This is a genomic window from Desulfovibrio fairfieldensis (genome assembly GCF_001553605.1).
Classification (GTDB): Bacteria; Desulfobacterota; Desulfovibrionia; order Desulfovibrionales; family Desulfovibrionaceae; genus Desulfovibrio; species Desulfovibrio fairfieldensis.
The window spans coordinates 1,487,057-1,501,851 of the sequence record NZ_CP014229.1; the positions used below are offsets into that span (position 1 = coordinate 1,487,057).

14 protein-coding genes are annotated in these 14,795 nt (G+C 59.6%); 3 read left to right on the plus strand and 11 right to left on the minus strand.

The features are described from left to right. The 8 genes from fbp to AXF13_RS06345 all read right to left on the minus strand — a co-directional run bounded on the left by fbp (position 1) and on the right by AXF13_RS06345 (position 6,952). Complete coding sequence (fbp, locus tag AXF13_RS06310; RefSeq protein WP_008683965.1) at positions 1 to 1,008, minus strand: class 1 fructose-bisphosphatase; 1,008 nt, start codon at positions 1,006 to 1,008, stop codon at positions 1 to 3. A gap of 98 nt (positions 1,009 to 1,106) precedes the next feature. Then, complete coding sequence (locus AXF13_RS06315; protein WP_062252077.1) at positions 1,107 to 2,600, minus strand: hypothetical protein; 1,494 nt, start codon at positions 2,598 to 2,600, stop codon at positions 1,107 to 1,109. A 419-nt stretch (positions 2,601 to 3,019) separates the two neighbouring features. Next, complete coding sequence (locus AXF13_RS06320; protein WP_062252078.1) at positions 3,020 to 4,102, minus strand: tetratricopeptide repeat protein; 1,083 nt, start codon at positions 4,100 to 4,102, stop codon at positions 3,020 to 3,022. Next, entirely contained in the window at positions 4,086 to 4,409 is a 324-nt protein-coding gene (locus AXF13_RS06325) for an FtsB family cell division protein (RefSeq protein WP_008683956.1), read from the minus strand. The genes AXF13_RS06320 and AXF13_RS06325 overlap by 17 nt, the downstream gene beginning before the upstream one ends. Positions 4,410 to 4,411: 2 nt before the next feature. Further along, positions 4,412 to 4,666, minus strand: a complete 255-nt coding sequence (locus tag AXF13_RS06330; protein WP_062252079.1) for a hypothetical protein — start codon at positions 4,664 to 4,666, stop codon at positions 4,412 to 4,414. Then, positions 4,663 to 5,226 carry a CDP-diacylglycerol--glycerol-3-phosphate 3-phosphatidyltransferase gene (pgsA, locus tag AXF13_RS06335; protein ID WP_008683952.1) on the minus strand — a complete coding sequence of 188 codons (564 nt, stop codon included), beginning with the start codon at positions 5,224 to 5,226 and terminating at the stop codon, positions 4,663 to 4,665. Before pgsA ends, AXF13_RS06330 begins: the two co-directional genes overlap by 4 nt. A 147-nt stretch (positions 5,227 to 5,373) precedes the next feature. Next, the gene (locus tag AXF13_RS06340) at positions 5,374 to 6,288 is read right to left on the minus strand and encodes an Mrp/NBP35 family ATP-binding protein (RefSeq protein WP_008683949.1); all 915 of its coding nucleotides are present in this window, start codon (positions 6,286 to 6,288) and stop codon (positions 5,374 to 5,376) included. A 37-nt stretch (positions 6,289 to 6,325) separates the two neighbouring features. Then, positions 6,326 to 6,952, minus strand: a complete 627-nt coding sequence (locus AXF13_RS06345) for a protein-L-isoaspartate(D-aspartate) O-methyltransferase (RefSeq protein WP_062254759.1) — start codon at positions 6,950 to 6,952, stop codon at positions 6,326 to 6,328. A 251-nt stretch (positions 6,953 to 7,203) separates the two neighbouring features. Here AXF13_RS06345 and AXF13_RS06350 point away from each other — a divergent pair, with 251 nt between their 5' ends. Continuing rightward, positions 7,204 to 8,526 (plus strand): M23 family metallopeptidase, encoded by a 1,323-nt coding sequence (locus AXF13_RS06350; protein ID WP_062252080.1) that lies wholly within the window; start codon positions 7,204 to 7,206, stop codon positions 8,524 to 8,526. 342 nt (positions 8,527 to 8,868) lie between these two features. On the opposite strand, the gene AXF13_RS06355 is transcribed toward AXF13_RS06350, so the two are convergent. From AXF13_RS06355 to AXF13_RS06365, 3 genes are all read right to left on the minus strand, one after another. Further along, entirely contained in the window at positions 8,869 to 9,162 is a 294-nt protein-coding gene (locus AXF13_RS06355) for a trash (RefSeq protein ID WP_008683943.1), read from the minus strand. Positions 9,163 to 9,305: 143 nt separating this feature from the next. Beyond that, the gene (folK, locus tag AXF13_RS06360) at positions 9,306 to 9,836 is read right to left on the minus strand and encodes a 2-amino-4-hydroxy-6-hydroxymethyldihydropteridine diphosphokinase (protein ID WP_062252081.1); all 531 of its coding nucleotides are present in this window, start codon (positions 9,834 to 9,836) and stop codon (positions 9,306 to 9,308) included. Between the two features lie 18 nt (positions 9,837 to 9,854). Continuing rightward, positions 9,855 to 10,763, minus strand: coding sequence for a GGDEF domain-containing protein (locus tag AXF13_RS06365; RefSeq protein WP_223299988.1), 909 nt, complete (start codon positions 10,761 to 10,763; stop codon positions 9,855 to 9,857). A 372-nt stretch (positions 10,764 to 11,135) separates the two neighbouring features. Between AXF13_RS06365 and xerD the strand changes: the two genes are divergently transcribed. After that, positions 11,136 to 12,065 (plus strand): site-specific tyrosine recombinase XerD, encoded by a 930-nt coding sequence (xerD, locus tag AXF13_RS06370; RefSeq protein WP_062252083.1) that lies wholly within the window; start codon positions 11,136 to 11,138, stop codon positions 12,063 to 12,065. Next, positions 12,062 to 14,749 carry a CBS domain-containing protein gene (locus AXF13_RS06375; protein WP_062252084.1) on the plus strand — a complete coding sequence of 896 codons (2,688 nt, stop codon included), beginning with the start codon at positions 12,062 to 12,064 and terminating at the stop codon, positions 14,747 to 14,749. Before xerD ends, AXF13_RS06375 begins: the two co-directional genes overlap by 4 nt. The last annotated feature ends 46 nt before the right edge of the window (positions 14,750 to 14,795 follow it).

A 14,795-nucleotide genomic window follows, 5' to 3' on the forward strand; every position in this document is an offset into this window, starting at 1 on the left:
TCAGGCCTTGGCATGTTGTGCATACGTGCGCTCCACGGCTTCCACATCCTTGCGCGAACCGATGAACAGGGGCGTACGCGCGTGCAGGCGCTCGGGCTTGCGCTCCAGAATGCGTCCCCGTCCGTCGCTGGCCTTGCCGCCCGCCTGTTCCGCCAGGAACGAAAGAGGTGAGGCCTCGCACATCAGGCGCAGCTTGCCGTCAGGCTTGTGGGCGTCCGGCGGGTACATGTAGATACCGCCGTAAATCAGGGTGCGGTGAAAGTCCGCCACTAGCGCGCCCACATAGCGGGAGGAATAGGGTTTACCGTCCTGGCTCTCGCAGGTGTGGAACCAGTTCACGGCTTCGCGTGTGGCTTCGTCCCAGTATTGCCAGTAGCCTTCATTGACGGAATAGATATGCCCCTGTTCCGGAATGCGCATATCGGGATGGGAAAGCAAAAATTCTCCCACGCCCGGATCCAGCGTGAAGCCGTGCACGCCCTGTCCGGTGCTCAACACCAGCATGGTTGACGGCCCGTACAGAATATAGCCGGCCCCGACCTGCTGTACGCCCGGTTGCAGCACTTCATCGAGCGTCACTTCACCCGTATGTCCCTCGGGCCGACGCAGGATGGAGAAAATAGTGCCCACATTGATGTTGACGTCGATGTTGGAGGAACCGTCCAGCGGGTCAAAAATCAGAATATAATCGCCGCGCGGGAACTCCGGACTGACGCGGATGAGCTCGGCCTCTTCCTCGGAACTCATGGCGCAAAGCGCGCCGCAACGTTCCATGCGGTAAATCATGATCCGGTTGGCGATAGCGTCCATTTTCTGAACATTTTCGCCCTGAACGTTCACTTCGCCGGTGCCCCCCAGAATATCGAGCAGACCGGCCTTGTTGATGCGGCGGGAAATGGACTTGCCGGAAAGAATGAGATCATAAAGCAGGCCGGTGAACTGCCCGGTAGCCTGCGGCGTGCGCTTTTGGTGTAGCAGAAGGTGCTCGGTAACCGTGATGTCAGCCATGAGAGCCTCCTTAATAACGTCCCGGAAGCGGAATTACTCCGGGGCCGGAAAGGCATGCGCCACCCTGGGGGCGGCGCATGCCGGCATTCTGCGATGCGTCAGTTCTGTGGACCGAAAGGACTCGGCCGTCCGCCCGGCAGTGTTGCGGGCGCTTGCGGCTCGCCTTCTTTTTCCGGGGCCTGTTCCGTCGCAGCGCCGCTTGCGGCAGGCGACTGTTCGGCGGATGGGGCCGCGTCCTGCTTCGGCTCCTGGGTCTGAGTCGACGGCGTTTGAGCCGGAGACTCTTGCTTTGTCGCGGGAGCGGCCTCTTCCCCGGCAGGCATGGCCGGGCTTTCCGTATGGGGGCCGAAGGGGCTCGGGCGCTTGATGACCGGAGCTTCTTCACGCGGCCCAAAGGGACTCGGACGGCCGCCCGGCAACGTGGGCATATCAGCGTCCGGAACCAGGTCCGGAGACGGCACGCTGCGGCGCGGCTGCTGCGGTGCGGCCTTTCTGGGGCGCTGTACCCGCTCTACCGGCACATTTTCGCCTTCCAGCTGACGTTCCTGCACGCGCGACTTTTCGGCGCCCTTGCCTTTCAGCAACATGCTGTCACGACTGCCCGGCTGGATTTCATTGGACGGCTTGCCCGCGGTTCTGCCGGGCGTGCCCATATCGGCGGCCGGAGCGCCCTCTTCCGACGGAGCGCCAAAGCTCGGCGCGCCGGACATATCAGCCTTATCTTTGTGCTCCGGCTGCGGTGGGGGCGGCAGTTTTTCACGTTCTTTGGGGAAGAAAGGCAGACCCTGCTCCAGATCGCCCTTGCCCTCGGGGAAGGTGCCGGATTCAGCCACGGCGAACACCAGGGGCAGATTGCCCAGATAGCGTACCATGTAATAGAAGGAGCCCGTGGCGTTGGTGCAGGTGCCGGACGAACTTTTGCTCACCACTTCAGACCAGTCGACGCCGGCCAGCGGCGTGGCCGCGAAATCGTACTTGCCGGGCCAGAGCAGAGCTTGGGGAGACAAAATCACCATATTTTCCGGGCTGCCGGAATATTGCATCAGAGCCCGCATGTCGAAATAGGCCACTACCACGCCCAGGAAATCCACGCCATCATACAGCGGCGCTGCCAGCATGACCTCCGGCCCCAACGGCGTATTCTGCACATCGGCGCGCAAAGCGCGGCTGTTCTGCTTTTTATCCTCATAGAGCAGAGGAATAAAATCCAGATCCTTCATGGAAGTGGCCGGCTCCTGTCCCAGGATGGTGCCGTCATACTTGACGCCGGCAAAGCCGCTGATCCAAGGGAAGGTGGCAAAAAAATTGCTGATCCATTCCCGCGTCGGGGGCTTGTCCGCGTTGAGCATGACCCGCTCCAGGCGGCCCAGTTCCACGTCGATGCCCATCATGCAGTTGGTCAGAGCCAGCGCTCGGGGAGAAAGATCGCCCTTTTCGTCATAATCCACGCTGGCCGGAGGACTGACATAGGTATTCCAGAAGCCCTTGGTGCTCTTCCAGGCGTTTTTGGTGGGCTGGTAGGAACTGCAGCCAGCCGCCAGAGACACGGCCATCAGCAGCAGAAAACAACGCAAAAAAGAATTCGACACCATATTCCCCCGTGCATTAGAGCATTTTACGCTTGAGAAGCTTGCGCAACGGCGGGCCGCACCCGCCTGCAAACACATCCCGGCAAGGATTTGAGGGCAAATCCTCATCGAGCAGCTCAATATTACGAAGTTAACCCGCTCTAGAGCAGATTACCTTTGAAAAGCTTTGCGTTTCAAAGGGGGCATTCCGGAAAAAACGCGGTTTTTTCCGGAATCCACGCCGCTTCGCGGCGCGCCTCACCGTGTTTGGCGTTAGGCATTTCAAAGTTGAAATGCTCTAGGAGCTGTTTCTAAATTGTCCTTTCGCCCTCTGCCGGCGCCAAGCTCGCCCGTGCGAAGGTCGAATATGTTTGAATATACTCCCTCCGCCCAAGGCTCGCCTTTCTTGGCAGAGAACGAAAATCCTCATTTAGAAACAGCCCCTAGTCTTGCGCCCTGGCTTCCACGCGCTCCGCTAACGCCTCAAGCATGCTGATCAGCTTGTCTTTGCCGCTGGCGGATTCCTCCTGTTGCGGAGGCTGTTCCTGTTCCATCTCCTGCGCGCTGCCGAGGCGCGCGCTCAAGGTGGCAATACGCTGCTGCAGGTCGGCGCTCTCCTCCGGGGCCACCGCCACCGCAGCCAACTCATGGTAAATATCCAGCGCTCCCTTGATATCCCCCTGCTCCGCCAGAACTTCGGCCATGGAGCGGGTACGCAGAGAAAAGCGCTCTTCGCTGTCGTCAGCGTCGTCCGCGTTGCTCGCCGGTTGCGTGTCCGCGACATCGGAGGCCTGAACCGTTACGGCAGCAGTTTTTTCCCTGCCCGGCATTTCCAAAGGCTCCGGCAGGGCCTCGTCTTCGGCCATGGCCGTGTCGGGATCAAAACCTTCTCCGTCCGCTTCCTCAAAAGGGACGTCGTCATCCTCAACCGCTGTTCCGGCGGAAAATTTCTTGAGAGTCAGGTCAAGCTTCAGATCGTCTTCCTCCGGCAACAACGGCAGAGGCGCGCTTTCACTCAGGAGCGCGTCCTGGCCCGGTGCAGGCTGACCCGGCATTTGCGCGGCGGCGTCCACTGTCCGGGACCGAAAACCAGAAGAATTTTGCTGCGATTGCGGCTCATCCAGCAACGAGGCAATGCCGCGGTCCAGCACTTCATGCAGGGAGATGGGGCCACGCATGAAATGCGCGGCCAGAAAACGCAGCACCGAGGCGGTATCCGGCGAACCGTCCGACGCGGACAGGCAGGCGGCCCAGGCCTGCCAGAAACCCGCATATGCGGAAAACATGGAACTGAGTTTGTCTATTTGCCTGGCGCAGGCCTCGCGGCGGCCAGTTTCATGCAAAAGCTCAATAAAAAAAAGACGCGCTTCCAAAAACTCGCCATGGCGCTCCAGTCCATGTTCCAGCACGGCCACGGCTTCGTCAAAGCGCTGCTCCTCAGCCAGCATGCGCGCCAGAGGGAAAAAAACCTTGGAATTGGGCTCCAGTTCCAGAACCTCTTTATACCATTCAATTTTTTCCGTCATTGTCCGCGGCTCCCTGTCCGGTTTTGGCCGACTTTCCAAAAAGATACAGCACTTCGTTATCCCGCACGTAATGCAGGCGCTGGCGAATCATTTTTTCCACATACTGGTTATCGGACTGCAGCAGACGGATTTCCCGGCTCAGCGCCAGATTTTCCGCGTCCAGACCGGCGACCTGCTCCTGCAGAGCGGCATACTGCCTCTTGAGTTCGCGGTATTCCATAAGACCGGTGGGCCCCCAGATCATGCGACTGAACAGAACCACATTGATGAGCCCCAGAGCCACGAGAATGAACACACGCCAGAACATGATTACTGCAAAAGACGTTTCTGTTGCGGCTGCCCCCTGCGGGAAAGCCTGAGTTCAGCGAGAAAACTGGCCGTGGCGTTTTCAAGACGTTGCACGTCGTCCTCCGCCAGATTCATACGGTCCACGCGCTGTAAATAGTCCTTGAGGGTGGAAAGCTCTTCGTCGAAATGTCGCCCCCAGATCTCGGCACGCATGTCGGGCTCCAGATCCAGAATGGTCTGGATGCAGTTTTTGAGGCGGATCTGCAACGTGCTCATGCAACCTTCCCGGGCTGAACCTTATCGCAGGCATGCCGGTAAAAATAATAACAGTAGTTGACGCCGGAGATCAGAGCCAGGGCCAAGGCCACATAGAGCAGCACTTCGCCGATGGGCCAGAGCGCGACGCCGAACAGGGGATAATGCAGGATCAAGGGCACGATGGCCACAATCTGCAGCACGGTTTTGGCCTTGCCGAACTTGTCGGCGGCCAGCACGATGCCCTCGTCGATGGCCATGGCGCGCAAGCCGGTCACCACCAGTTCCCGGCAGACGATGACGATCACCACCCAGGCCGGAGCCCAGCCCAGCTTGACGAACATGATCAGCACCGAGCAGATCAGCACTTTGTCGGCCAGCGGATCCAGAAATTTGCCCATGCTGGTGACCATGTTTTCACGCCGGGCGATGTAGCCGTCCATCCAGTCGGTTATGGCGGCGAAAATAAAGGCCAGCGCGGCCAATATGCAAAATGCGGGGCCTTCAAAATACAGCAGAACAACGACCAGAGGCGCCATCAGAATGCGCAACAAGGTAATTTTATTGGCAAGGTTGAGCATTGTTCCTCTCTGGCGTTTCCATCGGAATTTTTTGCTTTTCTAGCACAAAAGCGCGGGGGAGAAAAGAAGAAATATCCCGCCTTGCGGCGGACTCGCGCGGTCTCGGCATGAAAAAGGGGCCCCTCCGGCTGAAGGGACCCCTGAAGCTCAGGAATTGGGGCTGGACAGGGCTTCCAGGCTGTTGTCCGCAGCCTCCGCAATGGCATCGGCCAGAGCCAGAAAGGCCGACTTGGCCGGGCCGTCGCTTTCCAGATAGACCACGGGCACGCCCCGGTCGGCGGCCACCACCGTGGCCGGGTCCAGGGGAATGGCTCCCAGGAACTTGAGCCCGTAACGCCGGGCCAGCTCCTCGCCGCCGCCCTTCTTAAAGAGATCAATCTCAGTGTGGCAATGCGGGCAGACCAGTCCGCTCATATTTTCCACCACGCCCAGCACGTTGGCATTGGCATACTGGAGGAAATTCACCGCCTTGCGTACGTCGGCCAGGGAAATTTCCTGCGGGGTTGTCACCACCACGCAAAGCGCGTCGGGGATGCTCTTGAGCACGGTCATGTGCTCGTCGCCGGTGCCGGGAGGCGAATCGATCAGCAGGAAGTCGAGATTGCCCCATTTCACGTCCGCGAGAAACTGGCGGATGGCGGAGGACTTTTTGGGTCCGCGCCAGAGAATGGCCTGGTCCTTATCCTGCAACAGCGAGTCCATGGAAATGACGGATAGATTCTCATTGTAGGCGGCGGGCAGCATCAGCTCGCTACCGGGGTCCACTTCAACGGTGCTGGTGAGGCCCAGCAGGTTGGGCACGCTGGGGCCGTGCATATCCACATCCAGGATGCCCACTTTGAAGCCGCGCCGGGCCAGGGCGGCGGCGGTGTTCACCGTCACCGAGCTTTTGCCCACGCCGCCCTTACCGCTCATGACGAAAATTTTATGGCGGATATGCCCTAAAGTGGCGGCAATGACCCTGTCCTGGCGGGCCATCAGATCATTGCAGTTCCCATCGCCCCCCTTGTCCGTGGAACTGGAGCAGGATGAAGCGGAAGAACAGGAAGAACAGGAAGACATGACATCTCCTTCATTATGTTGGCGGAATTCCAGAAACTCAGCGGGACGACGGTTGCCAGCCGTGGTCGCCTACCAGATCCACAAAAATGACCGAGCCGAGATCCTCGCTGCAGATGCGGCCCTGTTCTTTGCGCAGGCGCATCAGCCGTTGCGTGCGCGGCCGCGTGCCCACGGGGATGAGCAAAATGCCGCCCTCATCCAACTGCTCCAGCAAAGGACGGGGGATTTCGGGGCCGCCTGCGGTAACGATGATGCGCTCAAACGGAGCCGCCTCAGGAACCCCCAGAGTACCGTCACGCCGCTGCATGTGGATACCGCGAAGGCCCAGTTGCCGCAAGAGGGCGCCGGTATTCAGGTAGAGTTCGCGCAGACGCTCCACGGTAAAGACGGTGCAGCCCATGGTGGCCAGCACGGCCGCCTGATAACCGGAGCCGGTGCCGATTTCCAGTACGCGCATGCCCCGCTCCACTTCCAGCAGCTCGCTCATCAGAGCGACGATATAGGGCTGGGAAATGGTCTGACCATAACCGATGGGCAGGGGGGTATCCTCATAAGCCTGGGCGCGCAGAGCCTCCTGCACGAAAAGATGCCGGGGCACGGCGGCCATGGCCGCCAGCACGCCGGGATGGCTGATGCCTCTGGCCTCCAGCTGCTCGCGCACCATCCGGCGGCGCAAGCGCTTGGGGTCTACCTGCTGGTCCCGCGCGCCCTGCGCGTTGGGGAAAGCCTGGCCATATGGATATCTGCCGCTCTGCATACTGCGGAAGAAGAAACAGATTTTAGCAGTCAAGTCAATGCGCGGGCACGCCGACGGACAGGGGCGCTTCATGCACGGTCAAGAAAATATCAAGACTTTTCCTTGAAAATCACCGTTCTTTGTGCAAACATTTCAAACACCGTCACGAGGAGTTCCTGATGCGCAAAAAAGGTATATTTTCCACTGTGTTAGTTCTGCTGGTCGTAGCCGCCCTGGTTGTCGGCGGCTATACTTTTTTTAAGGATATGGACGGCCCGGTCGTCCAGGTTTCGCCTAATACCGGCAGAGTCTCGCCGGCCACAGTGCTGCAGATCCGCATGGACGATCCCTCCGGCATCCGCGCGCTGACTGTGGGCATTCGCAAAAACAACGTGCTCAATGTGATCTTCAACAAGCATTTTGAAGAGTACCTGCCTGAGCGGGTGGTGAACGTCCCCCTGAAGGACGCCAACCTGCGCGAAGGAGCTTTTGATTTGGAAATCCGCGCCACGGACGGCTCTCTGGCGGGCTTCGGCCAGGGCAACACCCGCACCGTGCAACTGCCCATGCGCCTGGACACCCAGCCGCCGCGCATTTCCGTCAAAACCCTGCCGCCCAATGTGCGCCGGGGCGGGTCGGCGGTGGTTCGCTACACCATTGATGAAGACGTAAGCAACAGCGGCGTGCTTGTGGCAGGCTATTTTGTGCCCGGCTTCCTGCAAAAGGACGGCAGCTACCTCTGCTTCTTCCCCTTCCCCTATACCATGACCGCCCGCGACTTCAAAAACGCGGTGGAGATCACGGCCACAGACTTGGCCGGCAATGTGACTAAAAGTCGCCTGACGGTCATGGCCTATGAACGCAACTTCAAAAGCGACAGCCTGGAACTGAAGGACGATTTTCTGCTTTCGGTGGAGAACAAACTGCGCAATCTGGCCCCCAACGCCGCCAATCCGCTTGAATGCTACCTCTATATCAACAATCAGGTACGCGCCGCCAATGTGCAGACCCTGCGTGAAATCGGCAAGGATACCGCGGCGGCCATGCTCTGGAGCGGCGCCTTCACGCGGCTGCCCCGCTCCGCCGCGCGGGCCGGTTTTGCCGATCACCGTTTCTTCCATTATCAGGGCAAACTGGTGGGCGAATCCTTCCACCTGGGTTTCGACCTGGCTTCAGTGCGCAATGCCGACGTGCCCGCCGCCAACAGCGGCCGCGTCGTCTATACGGGCGATCTGGGTATTTACGGCAACCTCGTGGTCATTGACCACGGCCTCGGGCTCATGTCCCTGTACTCCCATTTGAGTGAAATCCAGGTCAACAAGGGCGACGTGGTCAAGAAGGGTCAGACCATCGCCCGCACGGGCAGCACCGGCCTGGCTTTCGGAGATCATCTGCATTTCGGCATGCTGGTGGGCGGTGTTGAAGTGACGCCTTTGGAATGGATCGACCCCAAGTGGGTGCGCGACAATATCACCGGCAGGTTGGAAGCCGCTGCCAATTAGAGCAATTTCACTTTGAAATTGCTCTAATACCGAACACTGTGGTGATGCGCGCCGCGAAGCGGCGTGGATTCCGGCGAAAACCACGTTTTTTGCCGGGATGATCCCTTTGAAACGTATAGCGTTTCAAAGGCAATCTGCTCTAAGGCAAAAAGACTCCGCGCAGACGGCGACGCAAGCATGCTCTTGCCGCAGATGCTGCCAGGGAAGCTGCATAATTCCAGTTAACGAAACAGCCCCGCTGATGCAGAAGACATCAGCGGGGCTGTTAATTTTGACTGCGGATCGGCGAGTCGGACCAAAGGCAGATATGCGCCTCTGCCTTGCGCGGCGGCGAAGCAGAAATTATTCGCGGGGAGGCAGTTCGCGGCCGCCTTCTTCCAGGCGCTGCAGGAATTTGTCCCGACAGTCATAGCTGCAAAAGCGATATACCTTGTCGCCGTCGCGCACGGAGATATTACCGTCCACTGAAACATAGGTCCCGCACTCGGGATCCTTGACCATTTCACCGGCGGCCACTTTGCGTTCCAAGTCAGCGGCGCTCTCTTCCTTGTTTATCTTTTTTTTCTTAAGCACGTCATTGGCGAAGAGACGGTACAGAACATAGATCGCCACGATCAAAATAAGCCATTTCAACATTCGTTATGCTCCTTTCACCGTTCCGAGCATGCTGCGCCGCAACGGAATATGGCGTATGGTTCGCGCGGAGCTTGTGCTCCACGTCTTTCGGGCGTCATGCCGCTTCGGACCGCTGACGACATTAGCACAGAGAGGGGAACGCGTCACTGAAAAATTCTGCACCCGTCCAGCCTGTAGTTCAGGCGCGCCAGCCATTGCGTGGCGGCGGTTCCCTCAATGCGGACCTGAGGTGCGATATCCAGAAGAGGCACCAGAGCAAAGGCTCGTTGCGTCAGACGCGGATGCGGTACGCGACAGGCGGGATCGGAACAATGCTCCTCGCCGAAGAGCAGAAGGTCCGCATCAATGGCGCGCGGGCCGTAACGCAAAGCCGGGTCCGGGCTGCGGACACGCCCGAGGGTGCTTTCCAGCCGGAGCATGGCCGCCAACAGACGCCGTGGACGCCATACCGGCGCGAGTATGAGTTCCACCACCTGGTTCAGAAACCAAGGCTGCTCCGTATACCCCTGCGGTTCCGTGCTGTACAAGGGCGACGCCGCACTCAGGCGCAATTCCGGCAGGCGGGAAAGTCCTTCACGAGCCCGCGCCAGCATGGCCTCCGCCTCGGGGCTGTTGGAACCCAGCCCCACATACGCCCGAATCTCTTCATGCAGCGCCGTGTGATTTTCCGTCATAGGTATCGCCGCGAAGGTTCAAAGCAACTGTTTCATGGCCCGCTTGCGGGCGTAAAGACGGCTGTCCGCCCGCTTGATGAGGTCGGAAAGCGTATGGTCCTGGCCTTTTTTGAAAAAAGCGTGCCCCGCCGCAAAACTGAGGCGGGTGGTATTGGCCATATTGTAGGCTTCCTTGCGGTCTTCCAGATCCCGGAGCGCCCGCTCCAAAATGCCGTTGTCGACGTCGGGCAGAAAAACCGCAAACTCGTCGCCGCCATATCGGTACACTTTGGCTGTGGCAGGCATGGACTCCTTGAGCAGGAAGGCGAAACTGCGGATCAGCTGATCGCCCGCAAGATGCCCCAAGCTGTCATTGATCAGCTTCAGGTTATTGAGATCAAACAGAACCATAGCCAGCGAATCTATTTCCGACAGACGCCCGGAAAGCTCAAGCAGATCGGTTTCATAGGCGTTGCGGTTGCCCAATTGCGTAAGGCTGTCGGTAAAAGCCAATTGATGGGTGCTGGCTATATATTCATAGGCTTCCTTGCCGAAGCGGAAAGGAAAATACTCGTCCGGGTCTGTAACTTCATAAGGATGGGAAAGGTGCATATGCACCACTTTAAGCCGGTCGCCGAACAGGCGGTAGAAAAAACTCACCCGTTGGTGGCAGCGGATGAAGAGTTTGGTCTCCGGGTCCGACGTCACGTAATAACAGCCGGACACAATACAGGATTCCTCATCCTCATAGGGCACCAGATACTCTTCCTGCTCCATGGTGAAGGTTACGTCCTTCTCCTGGTCCAGAAGCGCCTTGGCCTTATCCAGGCCGGTGACGAACTGGGAACGCAGGGGGCCGATCCACATCACGTTTTCCACAAGCTGGTCCCAGACGAATTCTTCGTCACGGACATAGTGACGGTTCATGATCTCGCTGGTCAGCGCCACGCCGCGCCGCCCCAGCGCGCCAACACTTGCTTCATTGTGAATGATATACATGATGCTTTGAACATAGCCGATTCGTCGGCCGGAGGGAAGCCCGCCAAGCCCCGGACAGCCGTTTTTTTCTACAGCATTTACCACTTGAAATGTTCGTTTGCGGCAGGAAAAGCCCGTCTACCCGCATTTCGCGACAAGGATTCGCAGACCAATTCTTGCGCCGAGCGTTGCATGCGTAACGACACGGTTACATCGCCGCAATCACTGTCGCCTTCGCAGGCAAGCTCTGCCTGCTTATGGATAGCGCGCAAAGCCGTTGGCTCATTCTATTCGTGAACTGCTCTAAAAGGGCACTTGCCCGGCGCGGGCAAGGCGGCTAGCATGACAGGCATGGAACAATCGCAAGCTGTCCCTCCCCTCTCCAATCAGCTCCCGGCTTGGCTGGACTATTTACTGGCGCAGCGCGGTCTTTCGCCCCGGACAGTGGAATCCTACGGTCAGGATCTGGAAAGTTTTTTTCTGTTTGAAGAAGAACTGGCCCAAAGCGGCGGCAGTGCCTCCTGCCCGGACGAGCAGGAAATTTTTTTGTATCTGGCCTGGCTGCGGTCCAGAGGCAACACCGGGCGCACGTTGGCCCGCCGCCTTTCCGCCCTGAGGGCGTTCTTCGCCTTTGCCGTGGAGGAAGGAGCCCTGAAAGCCAATCCAGCGCTTTTACTGGAAAATCCCAAGCTACCCCAGCATCTGCCGGAAGTGCTCAGCCGCGAGGAAATGGAAAAACTGCTGGCACTGCCGGATATGGACGAAAAAAGCGGCCGACGCGACCGTTGCATGCTGGAGATGCTCTATGCCGCCGGTCTGCGGGTGTCGGAACTCTGCAATCTGAGTGTGGCCGACCTGGATCTGCAACGGGGACTGGTACGCATATTCGGCAAGGGGGCCAAAGAACGTCTGGTGCCCCTGCATGACATGATCCAGGCTCTGCTGGACGACTATCTGCGCTCCTGGCGGCCGCTGTTTTCCCCCGGCGGCAACCAGCTTTTCGTCAACCGTTCAGGCCGGGCTCTGAGCCGTCAGTATATCTGGAAAATGGTCAAGAAATACACCCTGCTGGCGGGTATCCGTCGAGCAGTCTCTCCCCATACCTTCCGGCATTCCTTTGCCACACACCTGCTGGAAGGCGGCGCGGACCTGCGCGCGGTGCAGCTCCTGCTCGGGCACGCGGACATCAGCGCCACGGAAATCTATACCCATGTCCAGGCGGAACGCCTGCGCGGCATTCATCATCAATTCCATCCCCGGAGCCAGCTGTGAGCGCCGCTACGGCCACTTTGATCACCTGTCACGCCAATGCCGACTTCGACGCCTTTGCGGCCATGCTGGCCGCGCGGCATCTCTATGCGCCCTGCATGCTTCTTTTCCCCGGCAGCCAGGAGCGTGGCCTGCAAAAAGTATACGCCAATCTGAACCCCGTCGCCTATGGCTTTGCCGAGGCCGCCGACCTGCGCTGGGAGGATTTCGACCGGCTGGTACTGGTGGACACCCGCCAGCGCAGCCGTGTGGGGCATGTGGCCCCCCTGCTGGAGCGACCCGGCATACGCATCGAAGCATGGGATCACCACCCCGACTCGCCGGACGATATCGCGGCGGATGCGGTGCATCTGGCCCAGGTGGGCGCGGTGACCAGCCTGCTGGTCCAGAACCTGGAGACGCAAAACGTCCGTCTGGGTAGCGACGAGGCCACGCTGCTGGGGCTGGGCATTTACGGAGACACGGGTTCGTTCACCTACTCCTCCACCACGGCGGAAGATTTTCAGGCCGCGGCCTGGCTGCTCGGCCAGGGCATGGACGTCAATCAGATCAATGAGATGGCGGCCCATGAGTTGACCAGCCTGCACATCCAGGCCTTGAACAGCCTGCTGGAATCGGCGCGTACCTATACCATCAACAATACGCCTGTGGTCCTGGCCGAAGCCTCCATGGAACACTACCTGGGGGACTTCGCCTATCTGGCCCACCGGCTGATGGAAATGGAAAAATTTTCTGTCCTGTTCGCCATCGGGATCATGGGCGACCGCATCCAGGTGGTGGCGCGCAGCCGCAGCGACGCGGTGAACGTGGGCGACATCTGCGCGGAACTGGGCGGCGGCGGCCATGCCTATGCGGCATCGGCCTCCGTCCGTTCCATGACCATCAATGAAGTGCGCGAAACCATTTTGCGCCGTCTGTACGATCAGGCCAATCCGGACAAAACGGCGCGCGAATACATGTCCGCGCCTGCGGTGGGCATTGAATCCGCCTCCAGCATTCAGGAGGCCGACGAGCTGATGCTCCACTTCGGTCTCAAGGCCGTGCCGGTGTTTAGACCGGGCACGCGTTCCTGTGTGGGCCTGCTGGATGCCCAGACCGCTTCCCGGGCCAGCGCTCACGGCCTGGGCGACTCGCCGGTGGAGGACTATATGCAGCGTCGGGTGCGCACCCTGCCGCCCGACGCCAGCCTGAAGGAGCTCACCGCGGTCATCGTGGACGCGCGCCAGCGCCTGGTGCCCATTGTGGAAGGTGAAAAAGTGGTGGGCGTGGTCACCCGCACGGACCTGATCAACGTCTTTGCCGACGAGCCGGGCCGCCTGCTGGACCGCAAAAGCCAGAACAGCAAGGAACGCAATATCGGCAAGCTCATCCAGGACCGCCTGCCGGCTGAAATCCGGGAGCTTCTGCATCTGGCCGGGCAATTGGGCAGAAAACTGGGCCTGCCGGTCTATGCTGTGGGCGGTTTTGTACGGGACCTGCTGCTGGACAGGCCCAATCAGGACATCGACCTGGTGGTGGAGGGCAACGGCATCGCACTGGCCAAGGCCCTGGCGGCTGAATTGAACGGCCGGGTGCGCGAGCATCAGAAATTCCTGACCTCTGTGGTCATCTTCCACGACAGCAAGGGCATTGAGTCGCGCATCGACGTGGCCACGGCCCGGCTGGAATATTATGAATACCCGGCGGCCCTGCCCACGGTGGAACTCTCCTCCATCAAGATGGATCTCTTCCGACGAGATTTTACCATCAACGCCCTGGCCGTGCGTCTGGACAGCACGCCCTTCGGCCAGCTGGTGGATTTTTTCGGAGGCCAGCGCGACATCAAGGAGCGCGTCATCCGCGTGTTGCACACCTTGAGCTTTGTGGAGGACCCCACCCGCTGCCTCAGGGCCGTGCGCTTTGAGCAGCGCTATAAGTTCCGCATCGGCCCGGGAGCGGAAAAGCTGATCAAGAACGCCCTGTCCCTCAAGCTCATGGACCGTCTCTCCGGGGCGCGCCTGTTCAACGAATATCAGCATATCTGCGATGAGGAGGATCCTCCGGCCTGTTTTTCCCGCCTGGACGAACTGTGCATTTTGCAGGCCATTGCGCCCCAGCTCGGCCTGACGCCCAACAGGCGGAATCTTTTGCACCGCCTGAAGGAAATGCTTACCTGGTACCGTCTGCTCTATTTCGATGAAACCGCGCAGGCCTGGCTGGTCTATTTTCTGGGGCTCAACCTTAACATGAACTATGCGGACACTTCAGCCCATTACCTGCGGCTGGGTCTGCCGCAGGTAAAGAAGGCCGAAATCCTGGGGCAGCGTGAACAGATGCGCGCCGTGCGCGGCAAACTGGAGGCCTGGCAGCGCCAGGACGACATGGGCACGGCCAAAGTCAGCGCCCTGTGCGCCCTGTTGCGTCCCATTGCTCTGGAGTGCCTGCTGTATATCATGGCCTCCACGGACAATCCCGGCCTGCAGAAAAACCTCTCGCGCTACATCACCCAATGGCGGCGGGAAAGAGCCGACATCGGCGGTGCGGAACTGCGCCGTCTCGGGCTCGCGCCGGGGCCGCTGTATGGCCGCATTCTGAAAGCCGTACTTGTCGCCAAGCTGGACGGCGAAGCCCCCAACGTGGAAAGCCAGCTCAACCTGGCCCGCCGACTGGCGCAGAATGCGTCCGAAAACAACGATAAACGCCCGTGACCGGAGCATGTGCGAGCAATCAACGCTTGCTCCCTCCTCCCATACA

What these genes read in the sequence shown, in the direction of transcription:
- fbp (WP_008683965.1), bottom strand. Translation starts at nt 1,008, where the DNA reads ATGGCTGACATCACGGTTACCGAGCACCTTCTGCTACACCAAAAGCGC.
- AXF13_RS06315 (WP_062252077.1), bottom strand. Translation starts at nt 2,600, where the DNA reads ATGGTGTCGAATTCTTTTTTGCGTTGTTTTCTGCTGCTGATGGCCGTG.
- AXF13_RS06320 (WP_062252078.1), bottom strand. Translation starts at nt 4,102, where the DNA reads ATGACGGAAAAAATTGAATGGTATAAAGAGGTTCTGGAACTGGAGCCC.
- AXF13_RS06325 (WP_008683956.1), bottom strand. Translation starts at nt 4,409, where the DNA reads ATGTTCTGGCGTGTGTTCATTCTCGTGGCTCTGGGGCTCATCAATGTG.
- AXF13_RS06330 (WP_062252079.1), bottom strand. Translation starts at nt 4,666, where the DNA reads ATGAGCACGTTGCAGATCCGCCTCAAAAACTGCATCCAGACCATTCTG.
- pgsA (WP_008683952.1), bottom strand. Translation starts at nt 5,226, where the DNA reads ATGCTCAACCTTGCCAATAAAATTACCTTGTTGCGCATTCTGATGGCG.
- AXF13_RS06340 (WP_008683949.1), bottom strand. Translation starts at nt 6,288, where the DNA reads ATGTCTTCCTGTTCTTCCTGTTCTTCCGCTTCATCCTGCTCCAGTTCC.
- AXF13_RS06345 (WP_062254759.1), bottom strand. Translation starts at nt 6,952, where the DNA reads ATGGTGCGCGAGCAGCTGGAGGCCAGAGGCATCAGCCATCCCGGCGTG.
- AXF13_RS06350 (WP_062252080.1), top strand. Translation starts at nt 7,204, where the DNA reads ATGCGCAAAAAAGGTATATTTTCCACTGTGTTAGTTCTGCTGGTCGTA.
- AXF13_RS06355 (WP_008683943.1), bottom strand. Translation starts at nt 9,162, where the DNA reads ATGTTGAAATGGCTTATTTTGATCGTGGCGATCTATGTTCTGTACCGT.
- folK (WP_062252081.1), bottom strand. Translation starts at nt 9,836, where the DNA reads ATGACGGAAAATCACACGGCGCTGCATGAAGAGATTCGGGCGTATGTG.
- xerD (WP_062252083.1), top strand. Translation starts at nt 11,136, where the DNA reads ATGACAGGCATGGAACAATCGCAAGCTGTCCCTCCCCTCTCCAATCAG.